Raw genomic sequence first — 14,489 nt, 5'->3', positions numbered from 1 at the left:
GCCTTGAAAAGGGAACACCATTCCCTGCGGCCTGCGCCTTGCCTGGCCCGCTTTAAGGCGACAACACGACGGGGAAACTAATTGAGAACGCCCCCACTAATCAGCTTAGTGGCGAACTGACTGCTTTGTCGGTAGTCGAAGCTCCACAAATTTCGCTCTTATCGTTAGACGAAGGACTTCCATGTCGCTTTTGAAAATCGCCTCTGTGGCCTGTATCGCGCTGACCCTGGGCGCCTGCCAGAGCCTGTTCCAACCCAGCTACCTCAAGCCGCTGGACACCACGCCGGACGCCTCGGAACAGATCAAGCCCGGCTGCGACAGCCCGGATTGCCCGCTGGTGAACATTGATACCGTGCACTTCCCCACCGAGCCGCAACTGGACGCCTTGGTGGAACAGCGCCTGCTGCAGATGACCCGCACCACGCCGGGCGCCAGCGTGCCGCCCACCTTGAATGCCTACCGGGACAAGTTCCTGCGCGAGTCCGCCGACCGCAACAGCATGTACCTGCAAGCCAAGGTACGTGAGCAGCATGACGGACTGGTGATCATCGAAGTCTCCAGCTACCTGGACACTGGCGCCGCCCACGGCGAGCCCGGCCGTGGCTTCATCAACTATTCACGCATCCTGCACAAAGAGCTGAGCCTGACCGACATGTTGCTGCCGGGCCAGGAGCAGGCGTTCTGGAATACGGCCAAAGTCGCCCACAACAGCTGGCTGATCAACTCGCAGATGGACCGTGACCCGGAGTTCGTGAAGAACTGGCCGTTCCAGAAAACCCCGAACGTGGCGCTGACCAGCAACGGCGTGGTGCTCAAGTACAACGTGGCCACCATTGGCCCGTACGCGTTGGGGCTGATCGAAATGACCATCCCCTACGCGCGCCTCACCGGTGTACTCAAGCCTGAGCTGATGCCCGCACGCCGCTAACGGCGCGGCCCAGCACCAATTGCAACAGCCCTGCCAGCACCAGTGCCGGCAGGGTCGCACCGACATCCGGATACAGATTGGCCAGCAGGTGGTAAGTCGCAATGCCACCCAACCAGGCCAGCAGCGACGGCCAACGCAGGCTGGCAACCACGCCCTCGCCACGACGGCGCAGGATGAAGTGATCCACCAGCACCACGCCGAACAGCGGCGCAAACACCGAGCCAATCAACAACAGGAAGTTCTGGTACTGCGCCAACGGCGCAAAGCAGGCGATCAGGGTGCAGATCACACCGATGGCCAAGGCCAGGTGCTCGACTTTCAAGCGCAACAAAATGCCGCTGGAGACTGCTGCCGAGTGAATGTCGGCAAAGGCGTTTTCCGACTCGTCCAACAGGATCAGCAACAGCGGAATCCCTAGGCCCGCACCGGCCAGCGCCAGCAACAGCGCATTCACTTCACCGCTTGGCGCAAACGCCAGTGTGTAGGCCACGCCCAGGCTCATCAGCCAGAAGTTACCGATAAAGAATCCCAGCGCAGTGCCGCCGAACACGCTTTTTGCGCGTTTGCCGAAGCGCGAGTAATCGGCGATCAACGGCAGCCACGACAGCGGCATGGCGATCGCGATATCAAACCCCACGGCAAACGGCATTGAGCCGTCACCGGATTTGGCCCACAGCGCGACAAGGTCGGCCTTGGCGAACAGGTTCCAGGTCAGCCACAGGCAGGCGGCGAGCAGCAGCCAGATACCCCACTTGCGCAGGATCTGACGTACGAACGTCAACGGGCCGCTCACGGCGAGCAAGGTCGCCAAGCCGCCGAAAAACAGCGTCCACAACAACGGACTGGACAACAGGCTGCCGTCGCTGAAGGCACGGGCGCCCAGCAGGCTGGCGGCGTCGCGCATCACGATGATCTCGAACGAACCCCAGCCAACCAGTTGCAACAGGTTCAACAGCGCCGGCAGGCTGGCGCCTTTGGCACCGAGGCTGAGTTTGAGCGCGGCCATGGCGGACAGGCCAGTGTCGCTGCCGATCACGCCGACGGCGGCCAGCAACAGCACGCCCACCAGGGTGCCCAGGAAGATTGCCAGCAAAGAACCGGACAAACCCAGGCCCGGCGCCAGCAGCGCGCCGGTTTGCAAGACCATCAGGCCGATGCCGAGGGAGAACCACAGGGAGAACAGGTCGCGGGCGCCGAAGACGCGCTTGTCGCTCGGCACTGCAATATCAGGAGAATAAGTGCTGGGTTGAATGCTCAAGGGGGCTATCTCAGAGGGACATTTGTTGTTTGAAAGATTGCTTTCGCGGGCAAGCCCGCTCCCACATTTTGAGTTGTGAACACATTCAAATGTGGGAGCGGGCTTGCTCGCGAAGAGGCCCTTACAGGCGCCCGCGCTCCCGGATCAGACCTTCTTGTAGAGCTGGCTGCCTTCCTGCTTGAACCGCTCCGCCTGCTCGGCCAAGCCCTTGGCCACGTCCACGTCCACCGCCTCAATGCGCTGGTTGGCCGCGTACTCACGCACTTCCTGGGTGATTTTCATCGAGCAGAACTTCGGCCCGCACATCGAGCAGAAGTGTGCGACCTTGGCCGAATCCTTCGGCAGGGTTTCGTCGTGGTACGAACGCGCGGTGTCCGGGTCCAGGCCGAGGTTGAACTGGTCTTCCCAACGGAATTCGAAGCGCGCCTTGCTCAAGGCGTTGTCGCGGATCTGCGCGCCCGGGTGCCCCTTGGCCAAGTCCGCCGCGTGTGCAGCGATCTTGTAGGTGATGATCCCGGTCTTCACGTCATCCTTGTTCGGCAAGCCCAGGTGCTCCTTGGGCGTGACGTAGCACAGCATGGCGCAACCGAACCAGCCGATCATCGCCGCGCCAATCCCCGAGGTGATGTGGTCGTAGCCCGGCGCAATGTCGGTGGTCAGCGGGCCTAGGGTGTAGAACGGCGCCTCGTCACAGCATTCCAGCTGCTTGTCCATGTTCTCCTTGATCAACTGCATCGGCACGTGGCCAGGGCCTTCGATCATGGTTTGCACGTCGTGCTTCCAGGCGGTCTTGGTCAGCTCGCCGAGGGTTTCCAGCTCGCCGAATTGCGCGGCGTCGTTGGCGTCGGCAATCGAGCCCGGGCGCAGGCCATCGCCAAGGGAGAAGCTGACGTCGTAGGCCTTCATGATTTCGCAGATTTCGTCGAAATGCGTGTAGGTGAAGTTCTCTTTGTGGTGCGCCAGGCACCATTTGGCCATGATCGAGCCGCCACGGGACACGATGCCAGTGACACGCTTGGCGGTCAGCGGCACATAGCGCAGCAGCACACCGGCGTGGATGGTGAAGTAGTCGACGCCCTGCTCGGCCTGTTCGATCAGGGTGTCGCGGAACAGCTCCCAGGTCAGGTCTTCGGCGGCGCCGCCGACTTTTTCCAGGGCCTGGTAGATCGGCACCGTGCCGATCGGCACCGGCGAGTTGCGGATGATCCACTCGCGGGTTTCATGGATGTGCTTGCCGGTGGACAAGTCCATCACGGTGTCCGAGCCCCAGCGGATGCCCCAGGTCAGTTTCGCCACTTCTTCTTCGATGGACGAACCCAGGGCGCTGTTGCCGATGTTGCCGTTGATCTTCACCAGGAAGTTACGGCCGATGATCATCGGTTCCAGTTCGGTGTGGTTGATGTTGGCCGGAATGATTGCGCGACCACGGGCGATTTCTTCGCGCACGAATTCAGGGGTGATGATCTTCGGCACACTGGCGCCGAAGCTGTGGCCGGCGTGCTGCTGGCCGAGCAGGCCGGTGGCGCGGGCTTCTTCGAGCTTCATGTTTTCGCGGATGGCGACGTATTCCATCTCGGCGGTGATGATGCCTTTGCGCGCGTAGTGCATCTGCGTGACGTTGGCACCGGCCTTGGCGCGGCGCGGGTTTTTCACGTGGGCGAAGCGCAGGGCGGTCAGCTCGGCGTCGCTCAGGCGCTGTTGGCCGAAGTGCGAAGTGAGACCTGGCAGGCGCTCGGTGTCGTTGCGCACTTCGATCCACGGCGAGCGCACATCGGCCAGGCCTTTACGCACATCGATGATCACATTGGGGTCGGTGTAGGGGCCGGAGGTGTCGTACACAGTGACAGGGGCGTTGATTTCACCGCCGAAATCGGTGGGGGTCACGTCCAGGCTGATTTCGCGCATCGGCACGCGAATGTCCGGGCGGGTGCCTTGTACGTAGATTTTTTGCGAGCGGGTAAACGGCTGCACGGAGCCGGAGTCGACCTTGGCCGATTCACTCAGGTGCACGGTATTTTTTAGTTTTGTCGTCATCACAGGCTCTCCAACTATCCAGGCGGTGGATTTTTGTCGGAGCGAACCTGGGACGGATGGACGCACTGAAACCAGTGCTGTGCTTGGCGCACGAGGGCTGCTCTATAAATGAACAGCATCCCGGACGAAGCACAAGAGGACTCGCCGGGTGACGAGAAATCTTGTTCCCTACGCAGGCGCTAACCTGATCAGGTTCAACGGGATCCGGTATTTACCGATCTCAGCCTTCCAACAAGGCACCCCGACAAGAACGCGGCCAGTCTAGACCATGCCGAGGGCAAATTGCCAATGGCGGTGCATTCAGCGTGATGAATGGCGTGATTGCAGGATTGTTGTGCCGTGATCCGGCCACTACACTCGGGAGCTGCCCCAAGGCTTGACGCCAGGAATGGCCAGCCTTAGCCTTGGGCGCTAAATTATCGCCGTAATATTCACTCTAGGGATCGCCTCATGCTGCGCAAACTCTCACTGGCTCTCGCCGTGTCTTGTGCGACCAACGGAATGGTCTGGGCAGCAGAAGCGCCCTTGTCCGCCAAGACCGACTTGGTCAGCGTCTACCAGGAGGCGGTAAACAACAACGCCGACCTGGCCGCTGCCCGCGCCCAATACGGCGCGCAGAAAGAAGTGGTGCCCCAGGCCCGCGCCGGGTTGCTGCCGAACCTGTCGGCCGGCGCCGACAGCAACAACGTGCGCACCCAGATCGACCAGCCCGCCGCCACCGTCAACCGTGATGCGCACTCCTGGCGGGCCACCCTCAGCCAGCCGCTGTTTCGTGCCGATCGCTGGTTCCAGCTGCAGGCTGCCGAAGCCGTCAACGAGCAGGCCTCGCTGCAACTTTCGGCCACTGAGCAGAACCTGATCCTGCAAAGCGCGGAAAACTACTTCGCTGTACTGCGTGCCCAGGACAACCTGGCTTCGACCAAGGCCGAAGAAAACGCCTTCAAGCGCCAGCTCGATCAGTCCAACGAACGCTTCGATGTCGGCCTGTCGGACAAGACCGACGTGCTGCAATCCCAAGCCAGCTACGACACGGCGCGCGCCAACCGCATCGTCGCCCAGCGCCAGGTGGATGACGCCTTCGAGGCGCTGATCACCCTGACCAATCGCCAGTACAACTCCATCCAGGGCATTGTTCACACGCTGCCGGTGCTGCCACCAGCACCGAACGACGCCAAGGCCTGGGTTGAAACGGCCGGCCGCCAGAACCTGAACCTGCTCGCCAGCAACTACGCGGTGACCGCCGCCGAAGAAACCCTCAAGCAGCGCAAGGCCGGTCACGCTCCGACCCTAGACGCCGTGGCGCAATATGAAAAAGGTGACAACGATGCGTTGGGCTTCAGCAACCCGAACCAGTTGCCGGTGCCCTACGGGGGCGATGTGTCCCAACGCACTATCGGCCTGCGCTTGAACATCCCGATCTACAGCGGCGGCCTGACCAGCTCGCAAGTGCGTGAATCCTATTCGCGCCTGGACCAGACCGAACAGCAACGTGAAGGCCTGCGCCGCCAGGTGGTGGAAAACACGCGCAACCTGCACCGAGCAGTGAACACCGACGTGGAACAGGTACAGGCACGCCGCCAGTCGATCATCTCGAACCAGAGCGCGGTGGAAGCCACGGAGATCGGTTACCAGGTGGGTACGCGCAACATCGTCGACGTACTGGACTCACAGCGCCAGCTCTACTCGTCGGTGCGCAACTACAACAACAGCCGCTACGACTACATCCTCGACAACCTGCGCCTGAAGCAGGCCGCGGGCACCTTGAACCCGGGGGATCTGCAGGACCTGACGCGCTACCTCAAGGCTGACTACAACCCGGACAAGGACTTCCTGCCGCCCGACTTGGCCAAAGCCGCGGCCGAGCAGCTCAAGGCCCGCCCGGGTAATTAAGCCCACCACAAAACCAGTGTGGGAGCTGGCTTGCCTGCGATGCAGACACCTCGGTGCAACTGAAGTACCGAGGTGATGCAATCGCAGGCAAGCCAGCTCCCACAGCGTTATCGGTTGATCAAACGATCGAGGCCATCCAGCAAGCGCTTTAACGCGCCCTGGTTGGCCTGCATCACCGCAAGCCCCGCCTGCCCCATCTTGCGCGCATCCTGCGGCAGCTCGAACAATTGGCGCACCGCCTCGGCCAAACCTTGCGCGTCATCCACCTCACGCAACGCCCCGGCCTCGCGCATCATCGCGGTGATTTCGAGGAAGTTGAACACCTGCGGCCCCATGATCACCGGCAGCGCCAGCGCTGCAGGTTCCAACGGGTTGTGGCCGCCGGTGGGCACCAGGCTGCCGCCGACAAAGGCGCTGTCGGCCAGCGCATACAAAAACAGCAACTCGCCCATGGTGTCGCCGAGCAACACCGAAGTCTGCGGCGTGACCGGCTCGCCACTGGAGCGGCGCACCGTGGCAAACCCTTGCTGCTGGCACAGCTCGAACATCGGGCCGAAACGTTCCTGATGACGCGGCACCAGAATCAGCAGCGCGTTTGGGTAGCTATCGAGTAACTGGCGATGGGCTGCCAGCACCACCTCGTCTTCACCTTCGTGGGTGCTGGCGGCGATCCACACCGGGCGCTCGCTGGCGCCCCACTGTTCGCGCAACGCGGCGGCACGCACCGGCAACTGCGGGTCAACGGTCAGGTCAAACTTGATCGAACCGGTCACCTCGACGGTTTCCGGGCGGGCGCCCAGGCTCAGGAAACGCTGGGCTTCGGTGTGCGTCTGCACCGCCAGCAAACTCATTTCGGCCAGCATCGGCGCGGTCAACTTGGCAAAACGGCCATAGCCCTTGGCCGAGCGCGCCGACAAACGCGCATTGGCCAGCGCCACCGGAATTCCGCGCTGGGCACAGGCGTGAATGTGGTTGGGCCACAGTTCGGTTTCCACGATTACCGCCAGTTTCGGCTGCACACGATCAAGGAAACGCTTGGCCGCACACGGCACGTCATAGGGCAGGTAGCAGTGCTGGATGCGCGGTTCATGGGCAAACATCGCCTGGATGCGCTCGGAGCCGGTCGGCGTCATGCACGTCACCGTGATCGGCAACGTGGGATGGCGCTGCAGCAACTCGCGCACCATCGGCGCAGCGGCGATGCTCTCGCCCACCGACACCGCGTGCACCCAGATCCCGCCCGGCTGCATCACCGGCAAGCCGTAGGAAAACCGCTCGCCGACGCGCTTGGCGTAGGCCGGCGCCTTACGCGCACGCAGCCACAGACGTAAAGCCACCAACGGCAGCGCCAGGTAAAACAGACAGCTGTAGAGAGTTCTATTCATGGCGGCGGAGTTTATCGGCTTTTTCAGTCAATCGCCTGCAAGCACTCAGCAAAACGTTTGGCCAGGAAGCGCGCAGCGGGGCCCAGGTGCTCATCGCGGCGCCACACCAGCTCCACCACCAGGGCCGGCGGCGTCCATTCGCTATCCAGCTCGACCATCTGTTGCTGGTAAGTCGGGTACTGCACGATATGTCGGGGCAGCCAGGCCCAGCCCAGGCCGCTCATCAACCATTCGGCCAGTACGTAGAAGCTGTCGGCGCGCCACACCAGAGGGCTCGCGGCCTCACTGCCGGGGTAGACGCTGGTCTGGGTCGACATCAGCAACTGGCGAAATTGCGCCAGGCGTTGGCAATCCACGTAGGTCTCTTTCGCCAGTGGGTGATTCACGCCACAGACCGTGACCATTTCCACACTGCCCACCACCCGCCGCTCAAGGGCCTCGGGGATCTGGTCGTGATAGAACAACAGGCCCAGGTCAGCCTTGCGCTCCACCAATTTGCGCGCCACGTCACCCTGGGCAGCGCTGGACAGTTGCACTTCCAAATGCGGGTATTGCCCGGCCAACGCCTCAAGGCTGTCGAGCACCGGCTGGAACAGCATGGCTTCGTCCTGGGCCAGGCGCAGCAAGGCTTCCTCGCCACGCGTCAGCGAGAGTGCCCGACCATTGAGCCGCTCACATTGGCGCAACACTTCGCGTGCCTCCTCCAGCAACACGCTGCCGGCCTCGGTCAACGTGGGCTGGCGCCCGCTGCTGCGCTCAAACAGGGTCAACCCCAAGTCCGCTTCCAGCAAGGCAATCGCGTTGCTCACCGCCGACTGCGCCTTGCGCTGACCACGCGCCACGGCCGAAAACGAACGCTGCTCGGCGACGCTGACAAACAGGCGCATCTGGTCCAGGTTCCATTGCACACTCATGGCTCAACCCATCTTTAATTCGGATAGGTAATGACTTTACCCCATCTGTCGAACCCCTAAAATGCCAACCCTGTAGAAACCCACTCCGAGGATTACCACCATGAATGCCGCCTACGTCTATCTGGCCATTGCCATCTGCTCGGAAGTGATCGCGACCGTTTCGATGAAAGCCATCAAGGGCTGGAGCACTCCCATTCCCCTGTTGCTGGTCATCGTCGGTTATGGCGTGGCGTTCTGGATGCTGACGCTGGTGGTGCGCACTGTACCGGTGGGCGTGGCCTACGCGGTCTGGGCGGGGATGGGGATCGTGATGGTCAGTGTCGCGGCGCTGTTCATCTATGGGCAGAAACTCGATACGCCGGCGATCATGGGCATGGGCCTGATCGTACTGGGCGTGGTGGTGATCCAGCTATTCTCGAAAACTGCCGGGCACTGATACCCGTCGGGCGCCCACCCATTTCGATCCCTGTATACTGCGCCTCTTGTCTTGAACACTGAGGTCGCCCATGCCATCCGTTATTTCCACCGACGTTCTGATTGTCGGCGCCGGGGTTGCCGGCCTCTGGCTGAATGCGCGCCTGCGCCGCCAGGGGTTTTCCACGGTGGTGGTGGAAAGCGCTACTTTGGGTGGCGGGCAAAGCGTGAAGTCCCAGGGGATCATCCACGGCGGTGCGAAATACGCCCTGCACGGCGCCCTCACCGGCGCGTCCGAAGCCATCGCCGATATGCCGCGCCGCTGGCGCGAAGCCCTGGCGGGCAAGGGTGAACTGGACCTGAGCGGCGTGCGCTTGCTCTCCGAAGCCCATTACCTGTGGTCCCCTGGTACCCTCGCCGGCAACCTCACCAGTTTCTTCGCCAGCAAGGCCGTGCGTGGCCGCGTCGACCAGGTCAAGGGCGACGACCTGCCCCCGGCCCTGCAGGACCGCCGTTTCAAGGGCAAGGTCTATCGCCTGGCGGAACTGGTCATCGACGTGCCCAGCCTGATCGACCGCCTGGCGCACCTGGCCGGTGACGGCTTGCTCGCCGGCCAGCAGATCGAACCACTGCTCGAAGACGACACGCTGGTGGGCCTGAAGGTGGATGGCCGCGAGATCCGCGCCCAGCGCATCGTATTGAGTGCCGGCGCCGGCACGGCAACGCTGTTGACGGCCCTCGGCCTGAGCCAGCCGGCCATGCAGACGCGCCCGCTGCACATGATCATCGCCAAGGGCCCCGGCCTGAAACCGCTGTACGCCCACTGCCTGGGTGGCGGCACCAAGCCGCGCATCACCGTCACCACTCACCCGGCCGCCGACGGCAACTGGGTGTGGTACATGGGCGGCGATATTGCCGAGGCTGACGGCGTAGCGCGCACGCCAGAAGAACAAATCGCCACTGCGCAAAAAGAGCTGGCGCAGTTGCTGCCCTGGATCGACATGAGCCAGACACAATGGGCCACCTTGCGCGTCGACCGCGCCGAACCCCTGCAATCGGGCCTCACCCGCCCCGACAACGCCTTCCTCGCTGAGCAGGGCAGCCTGTTGGTGGGCTGGCCAACCAAGCTGGCCCTGGCGCCGGACTTTGCCGACCGAGTGATCAGCAGCCTGGAACGCGACGGCATCCACCCAGCCACGCGTGAGCCCCTGCCCGAATTGCCAAAACCCGCCATCGGCGTACCTGCCTGGGAGCAACTGCTGCCATGACCCTGCCAACCTTGCACGATCTGCATCGCCCCCTGGGCAGCACTGGCCTGCTGGTATCGCCCCTGGGCCTGGGCACCGTGAAGCTGGGCCGTGACCAAGGGGTGAAATACCCCAGCGGCTTCCAGATACCGGGCGACGACGAGGCGCGGATGCTGCTGCGCCAGGCCCGCGAATTGGGCATCAACCTGATCGACACCGCGCCGGCTTATGGCCGCAGCGAAGAACGCCTGGGGCCGCTGCTGCGCGACCAGCGCAAGGACTGGGTGATCGTCAGCAAGGTCGGCGAAGAGTTCGAAGAGGGGCTGTCCAGCCACGACTTCAGCGAGGCCCATACCCGGATGTCGATCGAGCGCAGCTTGAAACGGCTTGAAACTGATTTTATCGACCTGGTGCTGGTGCATTCCGACGGCAATGACATGCACATCCTCAACGAGTGTGAGGTTTACCCGACCCTCGAGGCGCTGAAAAAGGAAGGCAAGATCCGTGGTTTCGGCTTTTCCGGCAAAACTGTTGAAGGCGGCGTAAAGGCTCTGGAACGCGGTGATTGCGCAATGGTCACCTACAATTTGAACGAACAAGCCGAGAAAGCCGTCATTGATTATGCAGCCGCCCACGGCAAAGGCATCCTGGTGAAAAAGGCCTTGGCCAGTGGCCACGTTTGCCTGGAGCCAGGAATGGATCCAATTCGAGCCAGTTTCATGTTGTTGTTTGCGCAAACGGGCGTCGCCAGTGCTATTGTCGGGACCATTAACCCGCTGCACCTGGCCCATAACGTGGCGACCGCTGCCCAGGTCATTCGTCAACTCTGATGCCGCCCACGCGGCCGACCCCGTCGCAAGAAGGAGCCGACATGCCGCGAACGCTCATAAGAAAAAACCCCAGCAATTTCAAAACACTGCCGCTGCACGTCGAAGCCACCCCCGAAGGCCTGAGCTACCAGAGCGTGGGCATGCCGCTCAACTTTGCCCAGACCCTGCAACGGCGCAAGCCGGTAGAAGTGGCAGACCCCGAGCGATTCGTCCTGGAGCTGGCCAACCTGGGGGTGTCGGTACGCCTGACCCTGCACTGGCAAAACAAGGATTACTGGGTGCTGGTGCGCCAGCGCCGCCAAGACCGTGGTGACGTGGTGCTCAAGCTGATCTCCGGCTACGTCCCCGCCCACGAACTGAACCTGCCGCTGCACACCGCCATCCAGGAAATCGCCGAGGAATGCTTGCTGGAAACCCCGGAAGGCTGGCTCGGAGGACGTTTCAACGACACCTGGCTGCCAGCGCCCTACTCCGCTGCACTGCATTACCGTGAAGCCCTGCCGTTTCGCCTGAGCCCCTTGTCGGGTGCAGCACGCCCGGTGCGTTGCGCCACCACCCAGCTTATCGAACGGCCGCGAGCCTACGTGCACTTGCCCACGGCGTCGCTGCAGTTGATCTACGACCTGCGCCTGGAAGTGCCCAAGGAAGCCAAATCCTTGAGCCTGTTCCATGTGGATGAACGCCTGGAAGGCGACCAACTGGTGGCCCGCCTAGACCGCCAGCGTCCGGACCTGTACCTGATGCCCTTGAAGGACGGCCAGCCCCTGGCCGAGCTGTACACCGTCAAGAAAGACCAACTCTACCCAGCGAGCACGCGTGGCCTATACCTGGCGGAAAGCTTCGCCCAGCAGGAGGGTTGGTTGGTGCGTGATGAGCGGATTCGCTGGAAGGATTGGCTCAGGCAGCAAGGCCTGGCAGAGCCGGAGAAAGAGTCGAAGCTCAAGCGCCTGGCGCAGCGCGTGTTGCGCAAGATCGTGCCGAAGAAAAAAGCCAAGACCTGACGCAAAACCACTGTGGGAGCCAGCTCCCACACAAACCAGCTCCCACAGCGATTGGGTCAGCGGTTGAGCAGGCGGGCGAGGCCAACCTTCAAGGGTGTGGGCTCGGGCAGCGTGAAGCTCGCCAGCAACCGCTGGTTATTCGCCCGCGAATGCCGGATATCCCCGGAACGCGCCGGCCCGTAAGTCACCGCCGGCAACTTGCCGACGATCTCTTCCAAGGCCTGCAGCACGTCCTTGAGCGTCGTGGTGCGGTTCCAGCCGACGTTGATCGCGCCCAGCGGCGCCTCGGGCGCTTCGATGGCCTGTACCAGCACATCGACCAGGTCTTCCACGTACATGAAATCGCGGGTTTGCTCGCCATCGCCGAACACGGCAATCGGCAGGCCCTGCTGCACACGCTCGCTGAAGATACTGATCACACCGGAATACGGCGACGACGGATCCTGGCGCGGCCCGAAGATATTGAAGAAGCGGAAAATCACCGGCTCCAGGCCATGCTGGCGGCGGTAGAAGTCAAAGTAATGCTCGCCCGCCAACTTGTCGGAAGCATAGGGCGTCAACGGTGCCTTGGTGGTTTCTTCGTCAATCGAAGCCCCCTCGCCGTTGTTGCCATACACCGCCGCGCTGGAAGCGAATACCACGCGCTTCACACCCGCCTTGCGCATGGCCTCGCACACATTCAAAGTGCCGACAAAATTGCTCTGGTGCGTGCTCACCGGGTCATCCACCGAGGCTTGTACCGACGCCACGGCTGCCAGGTGTACCACCGCCGCAGCGCCGACAGCGGCTTGCGCCACCAACTCAGCGTTGGCGACGTCACCTTCGATCAGTTGCACCTGTGGGTTGTCCAGCGGCAGGTTGCTGCGCTTGCCGGTGGACAGGTCGTCCAGGACCCGCACGCTATAGCCCCTGGCGAGCAATGCATCCACCAGGTGCGAGCCGATGAAACCCGCCCCTCCGGTGATCAGAACCCACTTATCAGCGTTACTCATTGTTGCGGATCTTCTCGACAATGGCCGTGGTCGAGCTGTTCTCGACCAGGCCCAGCACTTTGACCTTGCCGCCATAGGCGCTGACGATATCGGCACCGACCACTTGATCGACCGAGTAATCACCGCCCTTGACCAGCACGTCCGGCTTGACCTGGGCCAGCAGGTTTTCAGGCGTCCCTTCAGGGAAGCTGATGACCCAGTCCACGGCACCCAGGCCGGCCAGCACGGCCATGCGCCGATCAACACTGTTGATCGGACGGCCCGGGCCCTTGAGACGACTGACCGAGGCGTCGTCATTGACCGCGACGATCAGGCGATCGCCTTGGGCACGCGCTTGCTCAAGGTAAGTCACGTGGCCGGCGTGCAGGATGTCGAAACAGCCGTTGGTGAACACGATGGTTTCGTTGTGGGCGCGGGCATCGTCAATCGCCAGCAGCAATTGCTCGATACCCAGCACGCCACGCTCGGAACCTTCGGAACGCTGGATCGCCCGGCGCAGCTCAGGTGCACTGATGGCTGCCGTACCCAGCTTGCCTACCACGATGCCCGCCGCCAGGTTGGCCAGGGCCACGGCGTGAGGCAATTCTTCACCGGCGGCGATGGAGGCGGCCAGGGTCGAAATCACGGTATCGCCAGCGCCAGTCACGTCGAACACTTCACGGGCACGGGCCGGCAAATGGATCGCCGGGTGATTGGGGCGAAGCAAGGTCATGCCGTGCTCCCCACGGGTCACCAGCAACGCGCCCAGGTCGAGATCGGCCATCAGTGCAGCGCCTTTGCTCACCAACTCGTGCTCATCGGCACAGCCGCCAACAATGGCTTCGAACTCACTGAGGTTTGGCGTGATCAGGCTGGCGCCCCGATAAATCGAAAAGTCCTTGCCCTTGGGATCGGCCAGCACCGGAATGCCCTTGGCCTTGGCCGCCTGGATCAGCACCTGGTGGTTCTTCAGGGCGCCTTTGCCGTAGTCGGACAACACCAGCACCTTGATGCCTTCGAGCAACTCGTCGACCTGGCCGCTCAAGGCCAGGGCGTCGGTGGAGAAGGGTTCTTCAAAATCAATACGCAGCAATTGCTGGTGACGGCTCATCACCCGCAGCTTGACGATGGTCGGCTGGTGAGCGATGCGCTGGAACAACGCACGCACGCCAGCACCGCGCAGGCTGTTGGCCAGGCTGTCGGCAGCTTCGTCGTCGCCGGTCACCCCCACCAGGGAGGCCGGCGCGCCGAGGGCGGCAATATTGAGGGCAACGTTGGCAGCGCCACCTGGACGGTCTTCGATTTGCTCGACCTTGACTACCGGTACCGGTGCCTCAGGGGAAATCCGTGAGGTACCGCCATGCCAGTAACGGTCGAGCATGACATCGCCGACCACCAAGACAGGGGCTTGATCGAATCGCGGCATGGACAACTTCATGGAGCAACCCACATACAAAATGAACAGGGGCGCGATATTAGCACAGGGTGGTGGGAGGTTTTGCACTGTAGGAGCCGGCTTGCTGTGGCGAGGGAGCTTGCTCCCGCTGGGCTGCGAAGCGGCCCCAAAGATCTTGGGTGCGCTACGCACACCAGCGGGAGCAAGCGCCCTCGCCACAA

General features: G+C 62.6%; 12 protein-coding genes and 1 riboswitch. Of the genes, 6 read left to right on the top strand and 6 right to left on the bottom strand.

Annotated features, from left to right (window positions below; all coding sequences use genetic code 11):
- Window positions 1–181: 181 nt before the first annotated feature.
- The gene (locus tag HX803_RS01725; RefSeq protein ID WP_178918662.1) at window positions 182–928 is read left to right on the top strand and encodes an RsiV family protein; all 747 of its coding nucleotides are present in this window, start codon (window positions 182–184) and stop codon (window positions 926–928) included.
- Here the strand turns inward: HX803_RS01725 and cytX are convergent.
- Window positions 897–2,186 (bottom strand): putative hydroxymethylpyrimidine transporter CytX, encoded by a 1,290-nt coding sequence (cytX, locus tag HX803_RS01720; protein WP_178918661.1) that lies wholly within the window; start codon window positions 2,184–2,186, stop codon window positions 897–899. The two genes, HX803_RS01725 and cytX, sit on opposite strands and share 32 nt — an antisense overlap.
- Window positions 2,187–2,330: 144 nt before the next feature.
- Window positions 2,331–4,220 carry a phosphomethylpyrimidine synthase ThiC gene (gene thiC / locus HX803_RS01715; RefSeq protein WP_178918660.1) on the bottom strand — a complete coding sequence of 630 codons (1,890 nt, stop codon included), beginning with the start codon at window positions 4,218–4,220 and terminating at the stop codon, window positions 2,331–2,333.
- 148 nt (window positions 4,221–4,368) lie between these two features.
- A riboswitch (TPP riboswitch) is annotated at window positions 4,369–4,474 on the bottom strand.
- A 196-nt stretch (window positions 4,475–4,670) separates the two neighbouring features.
- On the opposite strand from thiC, the gene HX803_RS01710 reads away from it, so the two are divergent.
- Window positions 4,671–6,110 (top strand): TolC family outer membrane protein, encoded by a 1,440-nt coding sequence (locus HX803_RS01710; RefSeq protein ID WP_176997159.1) that lies wholly within the window; start codon window positions 4,671–4,673, stop codon window positions 6,108–6,110.
- A 107-nt stretch (window positions 6,111–6,217) separates the two neighbouring features.
- Here the strand turns inward: HX803_RS01710 and waaA are convergent, their stop codons facing one another.
- Both waaA and HX803_RS01700 read right to left on the bottom strand, forming a co-directional pair.
- Window positions 6,218–7,495, bottom strand: coding sequence for a lipid IV(A) 3-deoxy-D-manno-octulosonic acid transferase (waaA, locus tag HX803_RS01705; RefSeq protein ID WP_178918659.1), 1,278 nt, complete (start codon window positions 7,493–7,495; stop codon window positions 6,218–6,220).
- A 23-nt stretch (window positions 7,496–7,518) separates the two neighbouring features.
- On the bottom strand, window positions 7,519–8,409 hold the full coding sequence (locus HX803_RS01700) for a LysR family transcriptional regulator (RefSeq protein WP_178918658.1): 891 nt from the start codon (window positions 8,407–8,409) through the stop codon (window positions 7,519–7,521).
- 100 nt (window positions 8,410–8,509) lie between these two features.
- On the opposite strand from HX803_RS01700, the gene HX803_RS01695 reads away from it, so the two are divergent.
- The 4 genes from HX803_RS01695 (at window position 8,510) to HX803_RS01680 (ending at window position 11,901) form a co-directional block, all read left to right on the top strand.
- Window positions 8,510–8,845, top strand: coding sequence for a multidrug efflux SMR transporter (locus HX803_RS01695; RefSeq protein WP_178918657.1), 336 nt, complete (start codon window positions 8,510–8,512; stop codon window positions 8,843–8,845).
- A 70-nt stretch (window positions 8,846–8,915) separates the two neighbouring features.
- Window positions 8,916–10,091 carry an FAD-binding oxidoreductase gene (locus HX803_RS01690; RefSeq protein WP_178918656.1) on the top strand — a complete coding sequence of 392 codons (1,176 nt, stop codon included), beginning with the start codon at window positions 8,916–8,918 and terminating at the stop codon, window positions 10,089–10,091.
- Window positions 10,088–10,900: an aldo/keto reductase gene (locus HX803_RS01685; protein WP_178918655.1), complete on the top strand. Its 813-nt coding sequence runs from the start codon at window positions 10,088–10,090 to the stop codon at window positions 10,898–10,900. Before HX803_RS01690 ends, HX803_RS01685 begins: the two co-directional genes overlap by 4 nt.
- 41 nt (window positions 10,901–10,941) lie before the next feature.
- A complete protein-coding gene (locus HX803_RS01680; RefSeq protein ID WP_178918654.1) occupies window positions 10,942–11,901 on the top strand; it encodes a metal ABC transporter ATPase in 960 nt (319 codons plus the stop codon).
- 56 nt (window positions 11,902–11,957) lie between these two features.
- Here the strand turns inward: HX803_RS01680 and HX803_RS01675 are convergent, their stop codons facing one another.
- Complete coding sequence (locus HX803_RS01675; RefSeq protein ID WP_178918653.1) at window positions 11,958–12,893, bottom strand: NAD-dependent epimerase/dehydratase family protein; 936 nt, start codon at window positions 12,891–12,893, stop codon at window positions 11,958–11,960.
- Window positions 12,886–14,310 (bottom strand): bifunctional D-glycero-beta-D-manno-heptose-7-phosphate kinase/D-glycero-beta-D-manno-heptose 1-phosphate adenylyltransferase HldE, encoded by a 1,425-nt coding sequence (gene hldE, locus HX803_RS01670; protein ID WP_178918652.1) that lies wholly within the window; start codon window positions 14,308–14,310, stop codon window positions 12,886–12,888. The genes HX803_RS01675 and hldE overlap by 8 nt, the downstream gene beginning before the upstream one ends.
- Window positions 14,311–14,489: the final 179 nt, after the last annotated feature.

It is taken from the genome of Pseudomonas sp. P7548, from assembly GCF_013386585.1.
Taxonomy (GTDB): Bacteria; Pseudomonadota; Gammaproteobacteria; order Pseudomonadales; family Pseudomonadaceae; genus Aquipseudomonas.
This window is presented reverse-complemented; position numbering and strand designations above follow the sequence as displayed.

Excerpts from the sequence above, each read along its gene's own strand:
- HX803_RS01725 (WP_178918662.1), top strand. The coding sequence starts at position 182 with ATGTCGCTTTTGAAAATCGCCTCTGTGGCCTGTATCGCGCTGACCCTG.
- thiC (WP_178918660.1), bottom strand. The coding sequence starts at position 4,220 with ATGACGACAAAACTAAAAAATACCGTGCACCTGAGTGAATCGGCCAAG.
- HX803_RS01710 (WP_176997159.1), top strand. The coding sequence starts at position 4,671 with ATGCTGCGCAAACTCTCACTGGCTCTCGCCGTGTCTTGTGCGACCAAC.
- waaA (WP_178918659.1), bottom strand. The coding sequence starts at position 7,495 with ATGAATAGAACTCTCTACAGCTGTCTGTTTTACCTGGCGCTGCCGTTG.
- HX803_RS01700 (WP_178918658.1), bottom strand. The coding sequence starts at position 8,409 with ATGAGTGTGCAATGGAACCTGGACCAGATGCGCCTGTTTGTCAGCGTC.
- HX803_RS01695 (WP_178918657.1), top strand. The coding sequence starts at position 8,510 with ATGAATGCCGCCTACGTCTATCTGGCCATTGCCATCTGCTCGGAAGTG.
- HX803_RS01690 (WP_178918656.1), top strand. The coding sequence starts at position 8,916 with ATGCCATCCGTTATTTCCACCGACGTTCTGATTGTCGGCGCCGGGGTT.
- HX803_RS01685 (WP_178918655.1), top strand. The coding sequence starts at position 10,088 with ATGACCCTGCCAACCTTGCACGATCTGCATCGCCCCCTGGGCAGCACT.
- HX803_RS01680 (WP_178918654.1), top strand. The coding sequence starts at position 10,942 with ATGCCGCGAACGCTCATAAGAAAAAACCCCAGCAATTTCAAAACACTG.
- HX803_RS01675 (WP_178918653.1), bottom strand. The coding sequence starts at position 12,893 with ATGAGTAACGCTGATAAGTGGGTTCTGATCACCGGAGGGGCGGGTTTC.
- hldE (WP_178918652.1), bottom strand. The coding sequence starts at position 14,310 with ATGAAGTTGTCCATGCCGCGATTCGATCAAGCCCCTGTCTTGGTGGTC.